This window comes from Ralstonia sp. 24A2, from assembly GCF_051783885.1.
GTDB lineage: Bacteria > Pseudomonadota > Gammaproteobacteria > Burkholderiales > Burkholderiaceae > Ralstonia.
On the sequence record NZ_JBPVZD010000002.1, the window covers coordinates 146,881 to 165,156 of the forward strand.

The window sequence follows — 18,276 nt, forward strand, 5'->3', positions numbered from 1 at the left end:
GACGGATTACTTCTTGAGCGCGACGCCGGCCTTGCGCGGACCCTTACGGGTGCGGGCATTGGTGCGGGTGCGCTGACCGCGCATCGGCAGGCCCTTGCGATGACGCACGCCACGGTAGCAGCCCAGATCCATCAGGCGCTTGATGTTCATCGTCGTTTCACGGCGCAGATCGCCTTCGACGAGGAACTTCTCGATTTCCTTACGCAGCGCTTCCTGGTCCGAATCCGTCAGGTCCTTGACCTTCTTGTCGGTCGGGATGCCAGTAGCCTCGCAAATGTTCTGAGCGCGCGAGCGGCCGATACCGTAGATCGCCGTCAGGCCAATCACGGTATGTTTGTGGTTGGGGATGTTGACCCCTGCGATACGTGCCATTCGTCAATCCTCTTTGCGAAATTAGCCTTGGCGCTGCTTATGACGCGGGTCCGACGAGCAGATCACACGCACCACGCCCTTGCGCTTGATGATTTTGCAGTTGCGGCAAATGCGCTTAACAGAAGCCAGCACTTTCATGATTTTCCTCTTCCTTCAATTCCAGTCCGCTCACTTCGCCCGGAATACGATGCGCGCGCGGGACAGATCATACGGGGTCAATTCGACCGTCACCTTGTCCCCGGGCAGGATGCGGATGTAATGCATCCGCATCCTGCCGGAAATATGGCCTAACACTACGTGGCCGTTCTCTAGCTTGACGCGAAACGTTGCGTTGGGAAGGTTTTCCAGCACCTCACCCTGCATCTGAATCACGTCGTCTTTAGCCATGTCTTTTTAGCTTCGTGCGACCGCTCTTTTCTACCGGAGCGTCAGGTTGCCCTTGAAATTCGCCTTCTTCATCAAAGACTCGTACTGCTGAGACATCACGTAGGACTGCACTTGCGCCATGAAGTCCATCGTGACAACCACGATGATCAACAGCGACGTCCCACCAAAGTAGAACGGCACATTCCAGCGCAGCACCAAGAACTCCGGCAACAGACACACCAGCGTGATGTAGATCGCACCCGCCAAGGTCAGACGCACCAGAATCTTGTCGATATACCGCGTGGTTTGCTCGCCCGGACGGATGCCCGGAATGAACGCCCCACTCTTCTTCAGGTTATCTGCCACTTCGCGGCTGTTATAGACCAGCGCGGTATAGAAGAAACAGAAGAAGATGATCGCCGCCGCATACAGCAGGATGTACACCGGCTGACCTGGCGACAGCGTTGCTGCCAGGTCCTTGACGAACCGGGTAACCGGATTCGTCGAGTTGCCGGCCGTAAACCAGCCCGCGATCGTGGCCGGGAACAGAATGATCGACGATGCAAAGATCGGCGGAATCACCCCAGCCATATTCAACTTCAGCGGCAAATGCGACGACTGACCGCCATAAATCTTGTTACCAACCTGCCGCTTGGCGTAGTTGACGAGGATCTTGCGCTGGCCGCGTTCAATGAACACCACCACGAAAGTCACCGCGCCAATGATCGCCACCACCAGGATCGCGGAGAAAATCCCCATCGAACCCGTGCGCACCAGCTCAAACAGCCCGCCGATGGCATTGGGCAGACCCGCTGCAATCCCGCCAAAGATGATGATCGAGATCCCGTTGCCCAGACCGCGCTCGGTAATCTGCTCACCCAGCCACATCAGGAACATCGTGCCCGTCACCAGCGTGATCACTGCGGTCGCTCGGAACATCAGACCCGGATCCAACACCAGACCCGGCTGTGCTTCGAGTGCCACTGCAATCCCAAGCGCCTGGAACGTCGCCAAGAGGACCGTACCGTAGCGCGTGTACTGCGTAATCTTGCGCTGGCCGGCTTGGCCTTCCTTCTTGAGCGATTCCAGCTGCGGCAGCACGATCGTCAGCAGTTGCATGATGATCGACGCCGAGATGTACGGCATGATCCCCAGCGCAAACACCGTGAACCGCGACAGCGCGCCACCGGAGAACAGGTTGAACATCCCGAGGATGCCGCCCGACTGCCGTTGGAAAAGCTGCGCCAGTTGATCCGGATCGATGCCAGGCACAGGGATGTGCGCGCCGATCCGGTACACCAGCAGTGCCAGGACCAGGAACACCAGCCGACGGCGAAGATCGCCGTACTTGGCCGTGTTCTTGGCCTGGGCCATCACATTAGGTTTCGCCGTGGCCAAACGGATGCTCCGTCAGTGTGAAACAGCAGGCTATCAGGCCAGCGAGCCACCAGCCGCTTCGATTGCGGCCTTCGCCCCAGCCGTTGCGCCCAGGCCCTTCAGAACCACCTTCTTGTCGATCTCGCCCGACAGGATCACCTTGGCGCTCTTGACCATCTCGCCAACGAGGCCGGCTTGCTTGAGGGACAGCAGATCGATTTCTTCGATCGGCAGGCCCGCCAGGTCGCCCAGACGCACTTCAGCGGTGAATTCCTTGGTCAGCGAGGTGAAACCACGCTTGGGCAGACGTCGATACAGGGGCATCTGGCCGCCTTCGAAGCCGACCTTGTGGAAACCACCCGAACGCGACTTCTGACCTTTGTGACCACGACCAGCCGTCTTACCCAGGCCCGAGCCAATACCGCGACCGACACGGCGCTTGGCGTGCTTGGAGCCGGCTGCCGGCTTCAGGTTATTCAGTTGCATGTTCTTCTCCGTCTTGCCTTAGCCGATGACCTTGACCAGGTAGGACACCTTGTTGATCATGCCGCGCACTGCCGGCGTGTCCTGCAATTCGGACACCGAGTTCATGCGGCGCAGGCCCAGACCACGCACCGTGGCGCGGTGGTCTTCGCGCGTACCGATCAGGCTACGCACGAGTTGGACTTTCACGGTTTTCTGCGACATATCGTTCACCTATCCCTTCGGCTTAGCCGAGGATCTCTTCGACCGACTTGCCACGCTTGGCAGCAATTTCAGCCGGGGTGCTCATCTTGCGCAGGCCGTCCAGCGTTGCGCGCACCATGTTGTAAGGATTGGTCGAACCGTGCGACTTGGTCACGATGTTCGTCACGCCCATCACTTCGAAGATGGCGCGCATCGGGCCGCCGGCGATCACGCCAGTACCGTCCTTCGCGGGCATCATTTGCACCTTAGCGGCGCCATGCTTGCCAACCACTTCGTGCTGCAGCGTACCGTTCTTCAGCGGGACCTTGACCATCTTGCGACGGGCTTCGTCCATTGCCTTCTGCACGGCCACGGGCACTTCCTTCGCCTTACCCTTGCCCATGCCGATACGGCCGTCGCCGTCGCCGACCACGGTCAGAGCAGCGAAACCGAGAATCCGGCCGCCCTTGACCACCTTGGTCACGCGGTTGACCGCGATCATCTTCTCGCGAAGACCGTCGTCGCGTTCGTCCCCTTGGACCTTAGGTTGAATTTTTGCCATGACGATATCCTCTATGCCGGCTTAGAACTTCAGGCCAGCTTCGCGTGCCGCGTCAGCCAGTGCCTTCACGCGACCGTGATAACGGAAACCCGAGCGATCGAACGCCACGGCTTCGATGCCGGCAGCCTTCGCCTTCTCAGCAATACGCTTACCCACCAGGGTGGCAGCCGCGGTGTTGCCACCGTTGCCGTTCAGTTCCTTGCGGACTTCGGCTTCCGCCGTCGAGGCCGCAGCCAGAACCTTCGTGCCGTCTTCCGAGAAGACCTGCGCGTAGATGTGCAGGTTAGTACGGTGCACAGCCAGGCGAGCGACGTTCAGCTCCGCAATCTTCAGGCGGGTCTGACGTGCACGGCGCAAACGCGAGTCATTTTTGTTCATGATGTGCACCCTTACTTCTTCTTGGTTTCCTTCAGGATCACGCGCTCGTCGGCGTAACGCACACCCTTGCCCTTGTAGGGCTCAGGCGGACGATAGCCACGCACTTCAGCGGCGACCTGACCAACTTTCTGCTTGTCCGAACCCTTGATGATGATTTCGGTCTGCGTCGGCGTTTCCGCCTTCACGCCTTCCGGCATCTCATGGATCACGTCGTGCGAGAAACCGAGTTGCAGCTTCAAGGCCGTACCCTGAAGCGAAGCACGGTAACCCACGCCGACCAGGTTCAGCTTGCGCTCGAAGCCCGTCGTCACGCCCTTGACCATGTTGGCCGTCAGGGCGCGCATCGTGCCTTGCAACGCATTGGCTTCACGCGACTCATCTGCCGGCGCGAACGTGATCGTGCCGTTGTCGGTGTTGACCTTAACCAGCGAGTGAATCGGCTGCGTCAGCGTGCCCAGCGGGCCCTTGACGGTCAGCAGACCACCAGCGAAATTGACTTCGGCGCCCTTGGGCAGCGCGATGGGAGCCTTACCTACGCGAGACATGGTTCCCCTCCCTTAGGCGACGTAGCAAATGACTTCGCCACCGACACCGGTTGCGCGCGCACGGCGGTCCGTCATCAGACCCTGCGGGGTCGAGATGATGGCAACGCCCAGGCCGTTCATCACTTGCGGGATTTCGTTACGGCCCTTGTACACACGCAGACCAGGCTTCGAGACGCGCTCCAGGCGCTCGATGACCGGACGGCCAGCGTAGTACTTCAGACCAATCGTCAGCGTGGACTTGCCACCCTGCTCGGTCACGGCGAATTCGTCGATGTAGCCTTCGTCCTTCAGGACTTTGGCGATTGCCACCTTCAGCTTCGACGACGGCATGACCACCGACGCTTTTTCCACCGCTTGCGCGTTGCGGATACGCGTCAGCATATCGGCGATCGGATCGCTCATGCTCATAGTGTTTCTCCTGTAGCCTGTGCGTGATTACCAGCTGGCTTTCGTCAGACCCGGGATTTCGCCCTTGAAGGCGATTTCACGGAGCTTGTTACGCGCCAGGCCAAACTTGCGGAACGTACCGCGGGGACGACCGGTGATCGAGCAGCGGTTGCGCTGACGAGTCGGGTTCGCGTTGCGCGGCAGAGCTTGCAGCTTCAGGCGCGCTTCGTAACGCTCTTCTTCCGACTTGCTTTGGTCTGCCACGATGGCTTCGAGAGCGGCGCGCTTCTCAGCGTACTTGGCCACGAGCTTGGCACGCTTCTTCTCGCGTTCGATCAGAGACAATTTAGCCACGGTAACCCCTTAATTACGGAACGGGAACTTGAACGCATTGAGGAGCGCCTTCGCTTCCTCGTCGTTCTTCGCAGTCGTCGTGATGCTGATGTTCAGACCACGGAGTGCGTCGATCTTGTCGTACTCGATTTCGGGGAAAATGATCTGCTCTTTCACACCGATGTTGTAGTTGCCACGACCGTCGAACGCCTTACCCGACACACCGCGGAAGTCGCGCACACGCGGCAGCGACACGGTGATGAAGCGGTCCAGGAATTCGTACATGCGTTGGCCACGCAGCGTGACCATCGTGCCGATCGGGTAACCCTGGCGAATCTTGAAGCCGGCGATAGCCTTGCGGGCCTTCGTCACGATGGGCTTCTGGCCAGCGATCTTGATCAGGTCGCCGGTGGCGTGCTCAATGACCTTCTTGTCATTGATCGCTTCGCCAAGGCCCATGTTCAGGGTGATCTTGGTGATGCGCGGCACTTCCATCACGGACTTGTAACCGAACTGCTTGATCAGTTCCGGCACAACCTTCTCTTTGTAAAACTCTTGCAGACGTGCAGTCATGCTCAACTCCTCTCTATCGCCCAGAATCAAGCGCCGACGGCAGCACCGGTGGTCTTCAGCACGCGCGTCTTCACGCCGCCTTCAACCTTGATGCCGACGCGCGACGGCTTGCCATTGGCATCCACGAGCGCAACGTTCGAAATATGGATGGGCATGACCTTGTCGACCACACCACCCGTGGTACCCAGCATCGGGTTCGGGCGCACGTGCTTCTTGGCAACGTTCACGCCTTCCACCGTCACGTGCTCAGCGAGCACGGACAGCACGGTACCTTGCTTACCCTTGTCTTTACCGGTGCGGACGATGACGCGATCGCCCTTGCGAATCTTGTTCATGCGGCCTCCGATTACAGCACTTCCGGCGCGAGCGACACGATCTTCATGAAGCGCTCGGTACGGAGTTCGCGAGTGACCGGCCCGAAGATACGGGTGCCGATCGGCTCAAGCTTGGTGTTCAGCAGCACGGCGGCATTGCCGTCGAACTTGATGAGCGAGCCGTCAGGACGGCGCACGCCCTTGGCGGTACGCACCACCACGGCGTTGTAGATATCGCCCTTCTTGACGCGACCACGCGGGGCAGCATCCTTGACGCTGACCTTGATAATGTCGCCGACGCTGGCGTAGCGGCGCTTCGAACCACCCAGCACCTTGATGCACATGACTTCACGTGCACCCGTGTTATCGGCCACTTCGAGCCGGCTTTCTGTCTGAATCATGGTGTTCTCGTCCCAACTTAATTCGCCTTTACGCACAATGCACAGAGGCGATCAGTCTTGGTCCCGCCGGCCGCTGGCATTGCGCCAACCGCGATTGGGTTGATCAACTTGAAGTCGGTAGCTGCCTGGCAGCGAGTGCCACCAGACCCATTCGTTTTCTCCTTGCTCGAGCCGCCAATCGATCAGCCACCCTCACAAAGGGAAAGACCGAGACTATAACACATAATCTCGGTCTTGCAACAGCAAACTGCAAGCTGTTGTTTTAGATCACGCGTGCTGCTTCCAGCAGGCGCGAGACCACCCACGACTTGGTGCGGGAGATCGGACGCGATTCCGTGATTTCAACCTTGTCGCCTTCCTTGTACTGGTTGGCTTCGTCATGCGCGTGGTACTTCTTCGAGCGCACAACGTACTTGCCGTACAGCGGATGCTTGACGCGGTTTTCGATCAGGACCGTCACGGTCTTGTCCATCTTGTCGCTGACAACGCGACCGACGAGCGTGCGTTTCAGGGACGTTGCTGCTTCAGTCATTTCTGGCTCCCTTTCTCGCCCATCACGGTGCGAACACGCGCGATGTCACGACGCACCTTCTTCAGCTGGCTGGTGTTCTGCAGCTGTTGCGTCGCCTTTTGCATGCGCAGGCCAAATTGGGCCTTCAGCAGCTCGGAGAGCTCCTGGTTCAGGCCGGCGGCATCTTTGCCGCGCAGTTCGGTTGCTTTCATGGTGTGTGCTCCTTACGTTCCGACCTGACGCACCACGAAGCTGGTCGCGATCGGCAGCTTGGCAGCGGCCAGGCGGAATGCCTCGCGTGCCAGCTCTTCGCCAACGCCGTCCATCTCGTACAGCATCTTGCCCGGCTGAATTTCAGCCACGTAGTATTCCGGGTTGCCCTTACCGTTACCCATACGGACTTCGGCAGGCTTCTTCGAGATCGGCTTGTCCGGGAAAATCCGGATCCAAATGCGGCCGCCACGCTTGATGTGACGGGTCATCGCACGACGGGCCGACTCGATCTGACGTGCGGTCAGACGGCCACGGCCCATCGCCTTCAGGCCGAATTCGCCGAACGACACGGCGTTACCGCGCGTGGCGATACCGGTGTTGCGGCCCTTCTGCTCCTTGCGGTACTTCCTGCGCTTAGGTTGCAGCATCTTTATTCTCCAGTCTTGGCGTCGGCGCCACCGCTACGGCGGGGAGCACCTGCACCAGCACCGCGGCGCTGACCGGCCGGGCGATCGCCTTCACGGCGACGGCCTTCCGGGCGACCCGGACGGCGGCGGCGCTCATCTTCCTTCGGCTCTTCCACCACGGGTGCATCGTTGCGACCCAGGTGGTCGCCCTTGTACACCCACACCTTGACACCGATGATGCCGTAGGTGGTTTCCGCTTCGGAGAAGCCGTAGTCGATATCAGCGCGCAGCGTGTGCAGGGGCACACGGCCTTCGCGGTACCACTCGGTACGGGCGATTTCGATGCCGTTCAGACGGCCCGAGCTCATGATCTTGATGCCCTGAGCACCCAGACGCATTGCGTTCTGCATCGCGCGCTTCATGGCGCGGCGGAACATGATGCGGCGCTCGAGCTGCTGCGTGATCGAATCGGCGATCAGCTGCGCATCGACTTCCGGCTTGCGGATTTCTTCGATGTTCACGTGCACGGGCACGCCCATGCGACGTTGCAGTTCTGCCTTCAGCAGTTCGATGTCCTCGCCCTTCTTGCCGATCACCACGCCCGGACGCGAGCTGTAAATGGTGATACGTGCATTCTTGGCCGGACGCTCGATGACCACGCGGCCCACCGAAGCGTTCTTCAGCTTCTTCTTCAGAAACTCGCGAACTTCGATGTCTTCCTTGAGCATGCCCGCAAACTGGGTGTTGTTCGCGTACCAACGCGAAGCCCAGTTACGGCTGACAGCCAGACGGAAGCCAGTCGGATGAATCTTCTGTCCCATCGTGACCCCTTAGTTGCCCAGCGTCACAGTGATGTGACAGGTTTGTTTCTCGATGCGGTTGCCACGGCCCTTCGCACGCGCGGTGAAGCGCTTGAGCGAGGTTGCCTTGTCGATGTAGATCGACTTGACCTTCAGCTCATCGATGTCGGCGCCTTCGTTGTGCTCGGCGTTCGCGATGGCGGACTCAACCACCTTCTTCACGATGCCAGCCGCCTTCTTCGGGCTGAACGTCAGCACGTTGAGCGCACGCTCGATCGACAGGCCGCGGATCTGGTCAGCAACCAGGCGCGTCTTCTGTGCGGAGATACGGGCGCCGCGATGAATCGCTTTAACTTCCATGATTGCCCCTTATCGCTTCGCTTTCTTGTCGGCAGCGTGGCCCTTGAACGTACGCGTAAGCGCAAATTCGCCGAGCTTGTGGCCAACCATGTTTTCCGTGACATACACGGGCACGTGCTGACGGCCGTTGTGAACGGCGATCGTCAGACCGATGAAGTCCGGCAGAATGGTCGAACGACGCGACCACGTCTTGATGGGCTTCTTGTCCTTGTTGCTCACCGCCGCTTCCACCTTCTTCAGCAGGTGGGCGTCGATGAACGGACCTTTCTTTACGGAACGAGTCATTTCTTAGCTCCTACCTACCGATTAACGCTTGTGACGGCGCTGAACGATCATGCTGTCCGTGCGCTTGTTACGACGGGTGCGGTAGCCCTTGGTCGGCGTACCCCACGGGGACACCGGATCACGGCCAGCAGCAGTCTTACCTTCACCACCACCGTGCGGGTGATCAACCGGGTTCATCACCACACCGCGAACGGTCGGGCGAATACCGCGCCAACGGGTTGCACCGGCCTTGCCGATCTGGCGCAGGCTGTGCTCTTCGTTGCCGACTTCACCGATGGTCGCGCGGCACTCGATGTGCACGCGGCGCACTTCACCCGAGCGCAGACGCACTTGAGCGTAGATGCCTTCGCGAGCCAGCAGCACGGCGGACGTACCAGCCGAACGGGCAACCTGAGCGCCCTTGCCCGGCAGGATTTCCACACAGTGGATCGTCGTACCGACCGGAATGTTGCGGATCGGCAGGTTGTTACCGGCCTTGATCGGCGCTTCCGAGCCGTTGGTGATGGCTTGGCCAACCACAGCGCCCTTCGGGGCGATGATGTAGCGGCGCTCGCCGTCAGCGAACAGCACGAGCGCGATGTTGGCGCTACGGTTCGGGTCGTATTCCAGGCGTTCGATCTTGGCCGGGATACCGTCCTTATCGTTGCGCTTGAAGTCGACGATGCGATAGTGATGCTTGTGACCACCGCCCTTATGACGGGTGGTGATATGGCCGTTGTTGTTACGACCCGACTTCTGGAATTGCTTTTCCAGCAGCGGAGCGTGCGGCGCACCCTTGTGAAGGTCGGGATTAACGACCTTCACCATCGAGCGGCGGCCCGGCGATGTCGGCTTGGTCTTGACGAGTGCCATGATTACTTGGCCTCCGCTTCAAAATTGATTTCCTGACCCGGCTTCAGCGAAACATAGGCCATCTTCACGTGGTTACGACGCCCCATGAAGCGACCGAAGCGCTTTTGCTTGCCCTTACGGTTCAGGATCTGGACGGAAGCGACTTCCACCTTGAACAGCAGTTCAACGGCAGCCTTCACTTCGATCTTGTTGGCGTCGGGAGCCACTTCGAACACGACCTGTTCGTTCTTCTCGGCCACCAGCGTTGCCTTTTCAGACACCACGGGCGCCAGCAGCACCTGCATCAGGCGATGGTCGTTCTTGGCAACTTGCGTCATTTCAGCAACTCCTCGATCTGCGCGACGGCACCCTTCGTCACGAGCACCTTCTTGTAGTGCACGAGCGACAGGGGGTCAGCGTGACGCGGCTCAACCACGAGCACGTGCGCCAGGTTGCGCGATGCCAGGAAGAGGTTTTCGTCCAGGTTATCGGTAATCACGAGCACCGAGTCCAGGCCCATGGCGCCGAGCTTGTCGGCCAGCAGCTTGGTCTTCGGGGCTTCGACGGACAGGCTGTCAACGACGTTGATGCGACCTTCACGGGCAAGCTGCGAATAAATCGAGCGCATGCCGGCGCGGTACATCTTCTTGTTGACCTTCTGCGAGAAGTTTTCTTCCGGGCTGTTCGGGAAGATACGACCACCCCCGCGCCACAGCGGGGAGGAGCTCATACCTGCACGGGCGCGGCCCGTACCCTTTTGGCGCCACGGCTTCTTGGTCGTGTGCTTGACCTCTTCACGATCCTTCTGCTTACGGTTACCGCTGCGAGCGTTGGCCTGATAAGCGACGACGATCTGGTGAACGAGGGCTTCGTTGTAGTCACGGCCGAACACTTCCGGCGAGGCAGCAACGCCAGCGCCGAGTTGACCGTTGTCCTGGAGCAGCTTCAGTTCCATGCGTTTGCTCCTTATGCCTTCTTGACGCGGGCCTTCACAGCCGGCGTGACGATGACTTGACCGCCCTTGGCGCCCGGGATCGCACCCTTGACCAGCAGCAGCTTGCGCTCTGCGTCGATCTTGGCGATTTCCAGATTCTGGACGGTACGGGTGACGTCACCCATGTGACCGGTCATGCGCTTACCCGGGAACACGCGGCCCGGATCCTGCGCCATACCGATCGAGCCCGGCACGTTGTGCGAACGCGAGTTACCGTGCGTGGCGCGGCCCGACGAGAAGTTGTAACGCTTGATGGTACCGGCGTAGCCCTTACCAATCGTCACACCCTGGACGTCGATCTTTTGACCGACTTCGAACAGGTCGACGCTGATGTTCGCGCCAGGCTGGAATTCAGCGGCACGAGCGGCATCCACTCGGAATTCTTTGATGACTTCGCCCGCTTCCACGCCGGCTTTGGCGAGATGACCCGCCAGCGGCTTGGTGACGCGGCTGGCGCGTCGGGTGCCGAAGGTGACTTGAACCGCGGTATAACCGTCGGTCTCGTCCGTCTTGATTTGCGTCACGCGGTTGTCGCCGACCTCGAGCACGGTAACGGGAATCGAATCGCCGTCGTCCGTGAAAATACGGGTCATGCCAACCTTGCGACCTACAAGGCCAAGGCTCATGGTTTGCTCCATTCCCAGCTGCGATTGGCCGGGGCTGATTGATACTACGAATCTTGAACTGGACTGCGCCTAAAGAGATAGCGCGAGGCCAAATGGCCAGCCCACTCCCCTGACTAAAGGGGTAGCCCTACAATATATCCCGGTTACCAACAATATGCAAGTGCGATTGCCAGATGGGCGCGCGGGCGTCATGTGCATTGCAACAGCCGGCACCCAAAAAGCAAAACGGCGAGCACTTGGCTCGCCGTTTGCCCGTTACCGGAGTGATCCGGCAGCGTTGTCTTGCTTACTGCAGCTTGATCTCGACGTCCACGCCAGCCGGCAGGTCCAGCTTCATCAGCGCGTCGACGGTCTTGTCCGTCGGATCGACGATGTCCATCAGGCGCTGGTGCGTGCGGATTTCGAACTGGTCGCGGCTGGTCTTGTTGACGTGCGGCGAACGCAGAACGTCGAAACGTTGGATGCGGGTCGGCAGGGGCACCGGGCCCTTGACGATCGCGCCAGTGCGCTTGGCAGTTTCAACGATCTCAGCAGCCGACTGGTCGATCAGGCGGTAGTCGAAAGCCTTCAGGCGGATACGGATCTTCTGGTTCTGCATGATGTTTCCTTAAAGAGCATGACGGCTGGGCCGCCGGTAGATTGAAAGAGCGATGCAACAGGCGATGCGCCACACCTCTTACGAGGAGCAGCGCATCGGTCCGCCTTTTACTTGATGATCTTGGCGACGACGCCAGCACCCACGGTACGGCCACCTTCGCGGATAGCGAAGCGCAGGCCTTCTTCCATGGCGATCGGGGCGATCAGCTTGACGGTGATCGACACGTTGTCACCCGGCATGACCATTTCCTTGCCTTCCGGCAGAGCGATCGAGCCAGTCACGTCCGTCGTACGGAAGTAGAACTGCGGGCGGTAGTTGTTGAAGAACGGGGTGTGACGACCACCTTCGTCCTTCGACAAGATGTAGACCTCGCCCGTGAATTCCGTGTGCGGCTTGATCGAACCCGGCTTGGCCAGCACTTGACCACGCTGAACGTCTTCACGCTTCGTGCCGCGCAGCAGAATACCGACGTTGTCGCCTGCCTGACCTTGGTCGAGCAGCTTGCGGAACATTTCCACGCCCGTGCAGGTCGTCTTGTCGATCTTCGGCTTGTCGCCGTCCATCGCGATACCGACGATTTCGATTTCTTCGCCGACCTTGATGATGCCGCGCTCGATACGGCCGGTCACCACGGTGCCGCGACCCGAGATCGAGAACACGTCTTCCACCGGCATCAGGAACGTACCGTCAACAGCGCGCTCCGGCGTCGGGATGTAGGTATCCAGTGCGTCGGCCAGGTTCATGATGGCCACTTCGCCCAGCTCGCCCTTGTCGCCTTCCAGCGCCAGCTTGGCCGAACCCTTGATGATCGGGGTGTCGTCGCCCGGGAACTCGTACTTCGACAGAAGTTCGCGCACTTCCATCTCGACCAGTTCCAGCAGCTCAGCGTCGTCCACCATGTCGCACTTGTTCAGGAAGACGATGATGTACGGCACGCCCACTTGGCGGGCCAGCAGGATGTGCTCACGCGTTTGCGGCATCGGGCCGTCAGCGGCCGAGCACACCAGGATGGCGCCGTCCATCTGGGCGGCACCGGTGATCATGTTCTTGACGTAGTCGGCGTGGCCCGGGCAGTCAACGTGCGCGTAGTGACGGTTAGCCGTCTCGTACTCGATGTGCGCGGTGTTGATCGTGATGCCGCGTGCCTTTTCTTCCGGCGCTGCGTCGATTTCGTCGTACTTCTTGGCGGTACCACCGAACTTGCTCGACAGCACGGTTGCGATCGCTGCGGTCAGCGTCGTCTTGCCGTGGTCAACGTGACCAATCGTCCCAACGTTCACGTGCGGCTTGGTCCGCTCGAACTTTTCCTTTGCCATGTCAGCTCCTCAATTCGGAATCGGCTAATTACTAGATTTGGATGCGGGCGATCGCTCATGCGATCGCCCAAACACGTTGATTACTTCGTACCCTTGGCGGCCATCACAGCTTCGGCGATGTTCTTCGGCGCCTCAGCGTATTGCTTGAATTCCATGGTGTACGTGGCGCGGCCTTGCGTGGCCGAGCGTAGCGACGTCGAATAACCGAACATTTCCGACAGCGGGACTTCGGCCTTGATGACCTTGCCGCCGCCCACCATGTCGTCCATGCCCTGCACGATGCCGCGGCGGGACGACAAGTCGCCCATCACGGTGCCCGTGTAGTCTTCCGGCGTTTCCACTTCCACAGCCATCATCGGCTCGAGCAGAACCGGAGTGGCCTTGCGCATCGCTTCCTTGAAGGCCATCGAGCCGGCCATACGGAATGCGTTTTCGTTCGAGTCCACATCGTGGTACGAACCAAACGTCAGCGTGACCTTCACGTCCACCACCGGGAAGCCAGCCAGAATACCGGCCGGCAGCGTGTCGACGATACCCTTTTCGACCGCCGGGATGTATTCGCGAGGAATCACACCGCCCTTGATGGCGTCGATGAAGACGAAACCATTGGCCGCAGCAGCAGCTGCTGCCGACGTGGTCGCCGCAGCCTTCGCTGCCGCCTTGCCTTCTTCGTCCAGCGGTTCCAGCGTGATCACAGCGTGACCATACTGACCGCGGCCGCCCGATTGCTTGACGAACTTGCCTTCGACGTCCTCAACCTTCTTGCGGATGGTTTCGCGGTAGGCAACCTGCGGCGCGCCGATGTTGGCTTCCACGCCGAATTCGCGCTTCATGCGGTCGACCAGAATTTCGAGGTGGAGCTCGCCCATGCCCGAAATGATGGTCTGGCCCGATTCTTCATCGGTACGCACGCGGAACGACGGATCTTCAGCGGCCAGGCGGTTCAGGGCGATGCCCATCTTTTCCTGGTCAGCCTTGGTCTTCGGCTCGACAGCCTGCGAGATCACCGGCTCCGGGAACACCATGCGCTCGAGAATGATCGGAGCAGCCGGGTCGCACAGCGTATCACCCGTGGTCGCATCCTTCAGGCCCACCGCAGCGGCGATGTCACCGGCCAGCACTTCCTTGATTTCTTCGCGCTGGTTGGCATGCATCTGCAGAATACGGCCCAGACGCTCCTTCTTCTGCTTCACCGGGTTGTACACGGTGTCGCCCGAGTTGATCTTGCCCGAGTAGACGCGGAAGAAGATCAGCTGACCGACGAACGGGTCAGTCATGATCTTGAACGCCAGTGCCGAGAACTTTTCGCTGTCGTCAGCCTTGCGCTCGAGCTTCTTCGTTTCGTCGGTTTCGTCGATGCCTTGCACCGGCGGAATGTCGACCGGCGACGGCAGGAAGTCGATCACGGCGTCGAGCATGCGCTGCACGCCCTTGTTCTTGAACGCGGTGCCGCACAGCATCGGCTGGATTTCGCAGGCGATGGTACGGTCGCGCAGCGCCTTGACGATCTCAGCACGGGTCAGCTCTTCGCCGCCCAGGTACTTTTCCATCAGCGCTTCGCTGGCTTCAGCAGCCGACTCGACCATCTTCTCGCGCCACTCGTTGCAGGTGTCAACGAGTTCGGCCGGGATGTCGGTGTATTCGAACTTCACGCCTTGGCTGGCTTCGTCCCAAATGATCGCCTTCATTTCCAGCAGATCGACGACGCCTTGGAAGCCTTCTTCTGCACCAATCGGCACCACCACGGGCACCGGGTTGGCCTTCAGGCGGGTCTTCAGCTGGTCGTAGACCTTGAAGAAGTTCGCGCCGGTACGGTCCATCTTGTTGACGAACGCCAGACGCGGCACCTTGTACTTGTTGGCCTGGCGCCAGACGGTTTCCGACTGCGGCTGCACGCCACCCACTGCGCAGTACACCATGCACGCGCCGTCCAGCACACGCATGGAACGCTCCACCTCGATGGTGAAGTCCACGTGGCCCGGGGTGTCGATGATGTTGAAGCGGTGCTCGGGGTAGTTGCCGCCCATGCCCTTCCAGAAGGCAGTGGTAGCAGCCGACGTGATGGTGATGCCGCGCTCTTGTTCCTGCTCCATCCAGTCCATGGTGGCAGCGCCATCATGCACTTCACCGATCTTGTGGTTCACACCGGTGTAGAACAGGATCCGCTCGGTCGTGGTGGTCTTGCCGGCGTCGATGTGAGCGGAAATACCGATGTTACGGTAGCGCTCAATGGGGGTCTTACGAGCCACGGTTAATCCTTTGCTCTGATTCGTCAACGGGGCGCTGCTGGATAGCAAGCGCCCCTAATACAAATGGGCGAGATGTGCGCACACAGCCCGCCCAGCAACCAACAACGTGCGTGAGTCGCTTAGAAGCGGAAGTGCGAGAACGCCTTGTTGGCTTCCGCCATACGGTGCACTTCGTCGCGCTTCTTCATGGCGCCGCCGCGGCCTTCCGAGGCCTCGAGCAGTTCACCAGCCAGACGCAGGGCCATCGACTTCTCGCTGCGCTTCTTCGCAGCTTCCCGCAGCCAACGCATCGCCAATGCCAGACGACGCGACGGCCGGACTTCGACCGGCACCTGATAGTTGGCGCCACCAACACGGCGGCTCTTCACTTCGACCACCGGCTTGATGTTGCCGATTGCCAGCGTGAACACCTCGATAGGCGCCTTGCCTGCTTTCTTCTCGATCTGGTCGAACGCACCGTAGACGATACGCTCAGCCACCGACTTCTTGCCGTCCAGCATCAGGACGTTCATGAACTTGGCGACTTCCACATTGCCGAACTTCGGGTCCGGCAGAATTTCCCGCTTGGGGACTTCACGACGACGTGGCATCTTCTTTCCTTCTCTGTTCAGTTGAGAACCGCTTCGGTTCTCTGGCCACCAACTAGCTTGTCTTCCAACAATCTGAGCCGGGTGACCACTTACTCGACGGTGCCAGTGCGATCAAAAAACGCACTGTTGTACCGCCTGCTCATGACAAGACCGTGTCCCCGCATTCGCACAACACGCGCGGGTCGATCTCACTGACAACTTAGGCCTTCTTCGGGCGCTTCGCGCCGTACTTCGAACGCGCTTGCTTACGGTCCTTGACGCCTTGCAGGTCAAGGGAGCCGCGCACGATGTGGTAACGCACACCCGGCAAATCCTTCACACGGCCGCCGCGGATCAGCACGACGCTGTGTTCTTGCAGGTTGTGGCCTTCACCGCCGATGTACGAAATGACTTCGAAACCGTTGGTCAGGCGCACCTTGGCGACCTTACGCAGTGCCGAGTTCGGCTTCTTCGGCGTCGTGGTGTACACGCGGGTGCACACGCCGCGGCGCTGCGGGCAGTTCTCAAGCGCCGGGCTCTTGCTCTTCAGCTTTTCAGAGACGCGGGGCTTGCGAACCAATTGATTGATAGTTGGCATTGTTCAATCCAGCTTGGTTTTTGAAAAATCGCCGGACCACGTGACGTGGCAGCCTCACATGTGAGGCAATCGGCGCAATCGGGTTTTGGAAGTGGCGAGCAGAACGCTCTAGAGAGAGGACCTGCGGGAACAGATCGAGACCAAAGAGCGCGAGCCCGTCTGGTTCAGATGCCTTGCACGGCGCGTTGCCGGACATGGACGTGCGAAACCAGAAGCCAAAAACTCGAATCTGGCACTATAGCGGGCTGTTTTGCAAGCGTCAAGCGCGCCGCCTGTCTGGCGACGCGCGTTACAGATCAGCAGCGGCGCGGTGTGGCGCCAATGGCACGCGGGGCCGCGCTGGGCCAGAGAAAGACGAGTGCGCCAGCCGACACAAACGCCAGCGCGAGCACCGAGACACCAATCCAGCCGGCATGCGCCCAGGCCACTCCTGCCAAGCCACCACCCGCCGCCGCGCCAAAGAAGAATGCGCCGGTATATAAACCATTCACACGCCCGCGGATCTCCGGCGACAGCGTGTTGACCATATAGCGACCAAGCGCCTGGTCCCCGATGGCGCCAAAATCCAACAGCAACGCAGCGACCACCAGCATGGCCAGCATGACGGGAACGCTCAACCCCGGCACCAGTGCCGAAGCCAGCGCCAGCAGCAGCCCGGTCGCCGCACTGCCGTGTGCGAGCAGCGTACCCAGGCGTACCAAACCGCGATCGGCCAGTCGCCCCGCAACGGGTGCCGCCACGACACCAGCCGCCCCACACAGCGCAAAGATGCCGATGCCGTTTTGCGACAACTGGAACGGCGCCGCTGCCAGCCGTAGTGCCACGGCTGTCCAGAACAACGTAAAAGCGGCCATCAGCAAGGCCTGGGTGGCGGCGCGCCGGCGCAGCAACGGCTCATCGCGCAGCAAGCGGCCGTACGAGCCCAACAGCGCACCGTACGACTGCGTACGCGGCGGCACGAAGGTCGGCATCACGCGCGGCAGAACAATCGCCAACACAGCGATCGCCACCGCCGACGCGCCATAGAACGCGCGCCAACCCCACTGCGCCGCAATCAGGCTGGCGACCGGGCGTGAGAGCAGGATGCCCAGGTTCAGGCCGATCATGATGTCGCCGAGCACACGCCCGCGCCGACGGTCGGCGGCCAGGCGCCCAGCCAGCGCGATCAGCATCTGGATGACAGTCGACGTCAGGCCGATGGCGAAGGCAGCCAGCATCAACACCTGCCCGCTGTGCGCCACGGTAGTCAGCGCCAGCGACGCCACCGCACCCCACAGCGTGCGCGAAGCGAGCGCCCGGTTGTCCTGCAGGTCGGTCAGCGGCATCAGCAGCAACAGGCCGATGCCGTAGCCGATGAGCGTCGCGGTCACCAGCAGCCCCGTCGCCGCCGTGGTCCAACCGATGGTGGCGGCGATCTCGGCGACGAGCGGCTGGATGCCGAACAGGTTGACGACGATGAGCCCAACCGCAGCAGCGAACAATGGCGTCGCGCCGCGCGGCAAGCGATCAGCAGGGGGATGAGACACGGCAACGTTGGGGGCTTCAGTCGTCATGATGGCGAGGAGAAAGATCGAGATGCCCCATCGTAGCCAGCCTATTCGCGCAGATTAAGGTAGCCTCTGGCGTCATATTGTTTCCAGAAACG

The 18,276-nt window shown here is 60.5% G+C and carries 30 protein-coding genes; all 30 read right to left on the reverse strand.

Annotation, left to right across the window (positions count from 1 at the left end):
- Positions 1–6 precede the first annotated feature (6 nt).
- The 30 genes from rpsM to ACS13N_RS05615 all read right to left on the reverse strand — a co-directional run bounded on the left by rpsM (position 7) and on the right by ACS13N_RS05615 (position 18,184).
- Complete coding sequence (rpsM, locus tag ACS13N_RS05470; RefSeq protein WP_021197572.1) at positions 7–372, reverse strand: 30S ribosomal protein S13; 366 nt, start codon at positions 370–372, stop codon at positions 7–9.
- Positions 373–393: 21 nt separating this feature from the next.
- Positions 394–510 (reverse strand): 50S ribosomal protein L36, encoded by a 117-nt coding sequence (rpmJ, locus tag ACS13N_RS05475; protein ID WP_003264141.1) that lies wholly within the window; start codon positions 508–510, stop codon positions 394–396.
- 30 nt (positions 511–540) lie between these two features.
- On the reverse strand, positions 541–759 hold the full coding sequence (gene infA / locus ACS13N_RS05480; protein WP_039559157.1) for a translation initiation factor IF-1: 219 nt from the start codon (positions 757–759) through the stop codon (positions 541–543).
- 30 nt (positions 760–789) lie between these two features.
- Positions 790–2,112 carry a preprotein translocase subunit SecY gene (gene secY / locus ACS13N_RS05485; protein WP_021197573.1) on the reverse strand — a complete coding sequence of 441 codons (1,323 nt, stop codon included), beginning with the start codon at positions 2,110–2,112 and terminating at the stop codon, positions 790–792.
- Between the two features lie 57 nt (positions 2,113–2,169).
- Positions 2,170–2,601, reverse strand: coding sequence for a 50S ribosomal protein L15 (rplO, locus tag ACS13N_RS05490; protein ID WP_021197574.1), 432 nt, complete (start codon positions 2,599–2,601; stop codon positions 2,170–2,172).
- Positions 2,602–2,619: 18 nt separating this feature from the next.
- Positions 2,620–2,802: a 50S ribosomal protein L30 gene (rpmD, locus tag ACS13N_RS05495; protein ID WP_003264137.1), complete on the reverse strand. Its 183-nt coding sequence runs from the start codon at positions 2,800–2,802 to the stop codon at positions 2,620–2,622.
- A 22-nt stretch (positions 2,803–2,824) separates the two neighbouring features.
- Complete coding sequence (gene rpsE / locus ACS13N_RS05500) at positions 2,825–3,343, reverse strand: 30S ribosomal protein S5 (RefSeq protein ID WP_013211230.1); 519 nt, start codon at positions 3,341–3,343, stop codon at positions 2,825–2,827.
- A gap of 21 nt (positions 3,344–3,364) precedes the next feature.
- The gene (gene rplR / locus ACS13N_RS05505) at positions 3,365–3,721 is read right to left on the reverse strand and encodes a 50S ribosomal protein L18 (RefSeq protein WP_021197575.1); all 357 of its coding nucleotides are present in this window, start codon (positions 3,719–3,721) and stop codon (positions 3,365–3,367) included.
- 11 nt (positions 3,722–3,732) lie between these two features.
- Positions 3,733–4,266 carry a 50S ribosomal protein L6 gene (gene rplF, locus ACS13N_RS05510; RefSeq protein WP_438930744.1) on the reverse strand — a complete coding sequence of 178 codons (534 nt, stop codon included), beginning with the start codon at positions 4,264–4,266 and terminating at the stop codon, positions 3,733–3,735.
- Positions 4,267–4,278: 12 nt separating this feature from the next.
- Positions 4,279–4,674 carry a 30S ribosomal protein S8 gene (rpsH, locus tag ACS13N_RS05515; protein WP_004634489.1) on the reverse strand — a complete coding sequence of 132 codons (396 nt, stop codon included), beginning with the start codon at positions 4,672–4,674 and terminating at the stop codon, positions 4,279–4,281.
- A 27-nt stretch (positions 4,675–4,701) separates the two neighbouring features.
- Entirely contained in the window at positions 4,702–5,007 is a 306-nt protein-coding gene (gene rpsN / locus ACS13N_RS05520) for a 30S ribosomal protein S14 (protein WP_004634486.1), read from the reverse strand.
- Between the two features lie 9 nt (positions 5,008–5,016).
- Positions 5,017–5,559 (reverse strand): 50S ribosomal protein L5, encoded by a 543-nt coding sequence (rplE, locus tag ACS13N_RS05525; RefSeq protein ID WP_009241894.1) that lies wholly within the window; start codon positions 5,557–5,559, stop codon positions 5,017–5,019.
- Positions 5,560–5,585: 26 nt separating this feature from the next.
- Positions 5,586–5,894: a 50S ribosomal protein L24 gene (rplX, locus tag ACS13N_RS05530; protein ID WP_048935286.1), complete on the reverse strand. Its 309-nt coding sequence runs from the start codon at positions 5,892–5,894 to the stop codon at positions 5,586–5,588.
- Between the two features lie 11 nt (positions 5,895–5,905).
- On the reverse strand, positions 5,906–6,274 hold the full coding sequence (gene rplN / locus ACS13N_RS05535) for a 50S ribosomal protein L14 (RefSeq protein WP_003264129.1): 369 nt from the start codon (positions 6,272–6,274) through the stop codon (positions 5,906–5,908).
- 262 nt (positions 6,275–6,536) lie between these two features.
- Positions 6,537–6,806, reverse strand: a complete 270-nt coding sequence (rpsQ, locus tag ACS13N_RS05540) for a 30S ribosomal protein S17 (RefSeq protein ID WP_039598704.1) — start codon at positions 6,804–6,806, stop codon at positions 6,537–6,539.
- Positions 6,803–6,997, reverse strand: a complete 195-nt coding sequence (gene rpmC / locus ACS13N_RS05545) for a 50S ribosomal protein L29 (protein WP_039598703.1) — start codon at positions 6,995–6,997, stop codon at positions 6,803–6,805. The genes rpsQ and rpmC overlap by 4 nt, the downstream gene beginning before the upstream one ends.
- A gap of 12 nt (positions 6,998–7,009) precedes the next feature.
- Positions 7,010–7,426 (reverse strand): 50S ribosomal protein L16, encoded by a 417-nt coding sequence (gene rplP, locus ACS13N_RS05550; RefSeq protein ID WP_003264123.1) that lies wholly within the window; start codon positions 7,424–7,426, stop codon positions 7,010–7,012.
- Between the two features lie 2 nt (positions 7,427–7,428).
- Positions 7,429–8,226 carry a 30S ribosomal protein S3 gene (gene rpsC, locus ACS13N_RS05555; protein ID WP_021197580.1) on the reverse strand — a complete coding sequence of 266 codons (798 nt, stop codon included), beginning with the start codon at positions 8,224–8,226 and terminating at the stop codon, positions 7,429–7,431.
- Between the two features lie 9 nt (positions 8,227–8,235).
- Positions 8,236–8,565, reverse strand: coding sequence for a 50S ribosomal protein L22 (gene rplV, locus ACS13N_RS05560; protein WP_004634479.1), 330 nt, complete (start codon positions 8,563–8,565; stop codon positions 8,236–8,238).
- A 9-nt stretch (positions 8,566–8,574) separates the two neighbouring features.
- On the reverse strand, positions 8,575–8,850 hold the full coding sequence (gene rpsS, locus ACS13N_RS05565) for a 30S ribosomal protein S19 (protein WP_438930745.1): 276 nt from the start codon (positions 8,848–8,850) through the stop codon (positions 8,575–8,577).
- A gap of 21 nt (positions 8,851–8,871) precedes the next feature.
- Positions 8,872–9,702: a 50S ribosomal protein L2 gene (gene rplB, locus ACS13N_RS05570; RefSeq protein ID WP_438930746.1), complete on the reverse strand. Its 831-nt coding sequence runs from the start codon at positions 9,700–9,702 to the stop codon at positions 8,872–8,874.
- A gap of 2 nt (positions 9,703–9,704) precedes the next feature.
- On the reverse strand, positions 9,705–10,019 hold the full coding sequence (rplW, locus tag ACS13N_RS05575) for a 50S ribosomal protein L23 (protein ID WP_039598701.1): 315 nt from the start codon (positions 10,017–10,019) through the stop codon (positions 9,705–9,707).
- Positions 10,016–10,636, reverse strand: coding sequence for a 50S ribosomal protein L4 (gene rplD / locus ACS13N_RS05580; protein WP_021197584.1), 621 nt, complete (start codon positions 10,634–10,636; stop codon positions 10,016–10,018). The genes rplW and rplD overlap by 4 nt, the downstream gene beginning before the upstream one ends.
- Positions 10,637–10,647: 11 nt before the next feature.
- Positions 10,648–11,301 carry a 50S ribosomal protein L3 gene (gene rplC / locus ACS13N_RS05585; protein WP_199033313.1) on the reverse strand — a complete coding sequence of 218 codons (654 nt, stop codon included), beginning with the start codon at positions 11,299–11,301 and terminating at the stop codon, positions 10,648–10,650.
- A gap of 286 nt (positions 11,302–11,587) precedes the next feature.
- Positions 11,588–11,899 carry a 30S ribosomal protein S10 gene (rpsJ, locus tag ACS13N_RS05590; RefSeq protein ID WP_004634473.1) on the reverse strand — a complete coding sequence of 104 codons (312 nt, stop codon included), beginning with the start codon at positions 11,897–11,899 and terminating at the stop codon, positions 11,588–11,590.
- A gap of 107 nt (positions 11,900–12,006) precedes the next feature.
- Complete coding sequence (tuf, locus tag ACS13N_RS05595) at positions 12,007–13,215, reverse strand: elongation factor Tu (RefSeq protein ID WP_039601006.1); 1,209 nt, start codon at positions 13,213–13,215, stop codon at positions 12,007–12,009.
- An 80-nt stretch (positions 13,216–13,295) separates the two neighbouring features.
- Positions 13,296–15,464 (reverse strand): elongation factor G, encoded by a 2,169-nt coding sequence (fusA, locus tag ACS13N_RS05600; protein WP_438930747.1) that lies wholly within the window; start codon positions 15,462–15,464, stop codon positions 13,296–13,298.
- A gap of 119 nt (positions 15,465–15,583) precedes the next feature.
- Positions 15,584–16,054: a 30S ribosomal protein S7 gene (gene rpsG / locus ACS13N_RS05605; RefSeq protein WP_004634470.1), complete on the reverse strand. Its 471-nt coding sequence runs from the start codon at positions 16,052–16,054 to the stop codon at positions 15,584–15,586.
- Positions 16,055–16,253: 199 nt separating this feature from the next.
- A complete protein-coding gene (rpsL, locus tag ACS13N_RS05610) occupies positions 16,254–16,631 on the reverse strand; it encodes a 30S ribosomal protein S12 (RefSeq protein WP_021197587.1) in 378 nt (125 codons plus the stop codon).
- 296 nt (positions 16,632–16,927) lie between these two features.
- A complete protein-coding gene (locus ACS13N_RS05615) occupies positions 16,928–18,184 on the reverse strand; it encodes an MFS transporter (RefSeq protein WP_438930748.1) in 1,257 nt (418 codons plus the stop codon).
- Between the last annotated feature and the right edge of the window lie 92 nt (positions 18,185–18,276).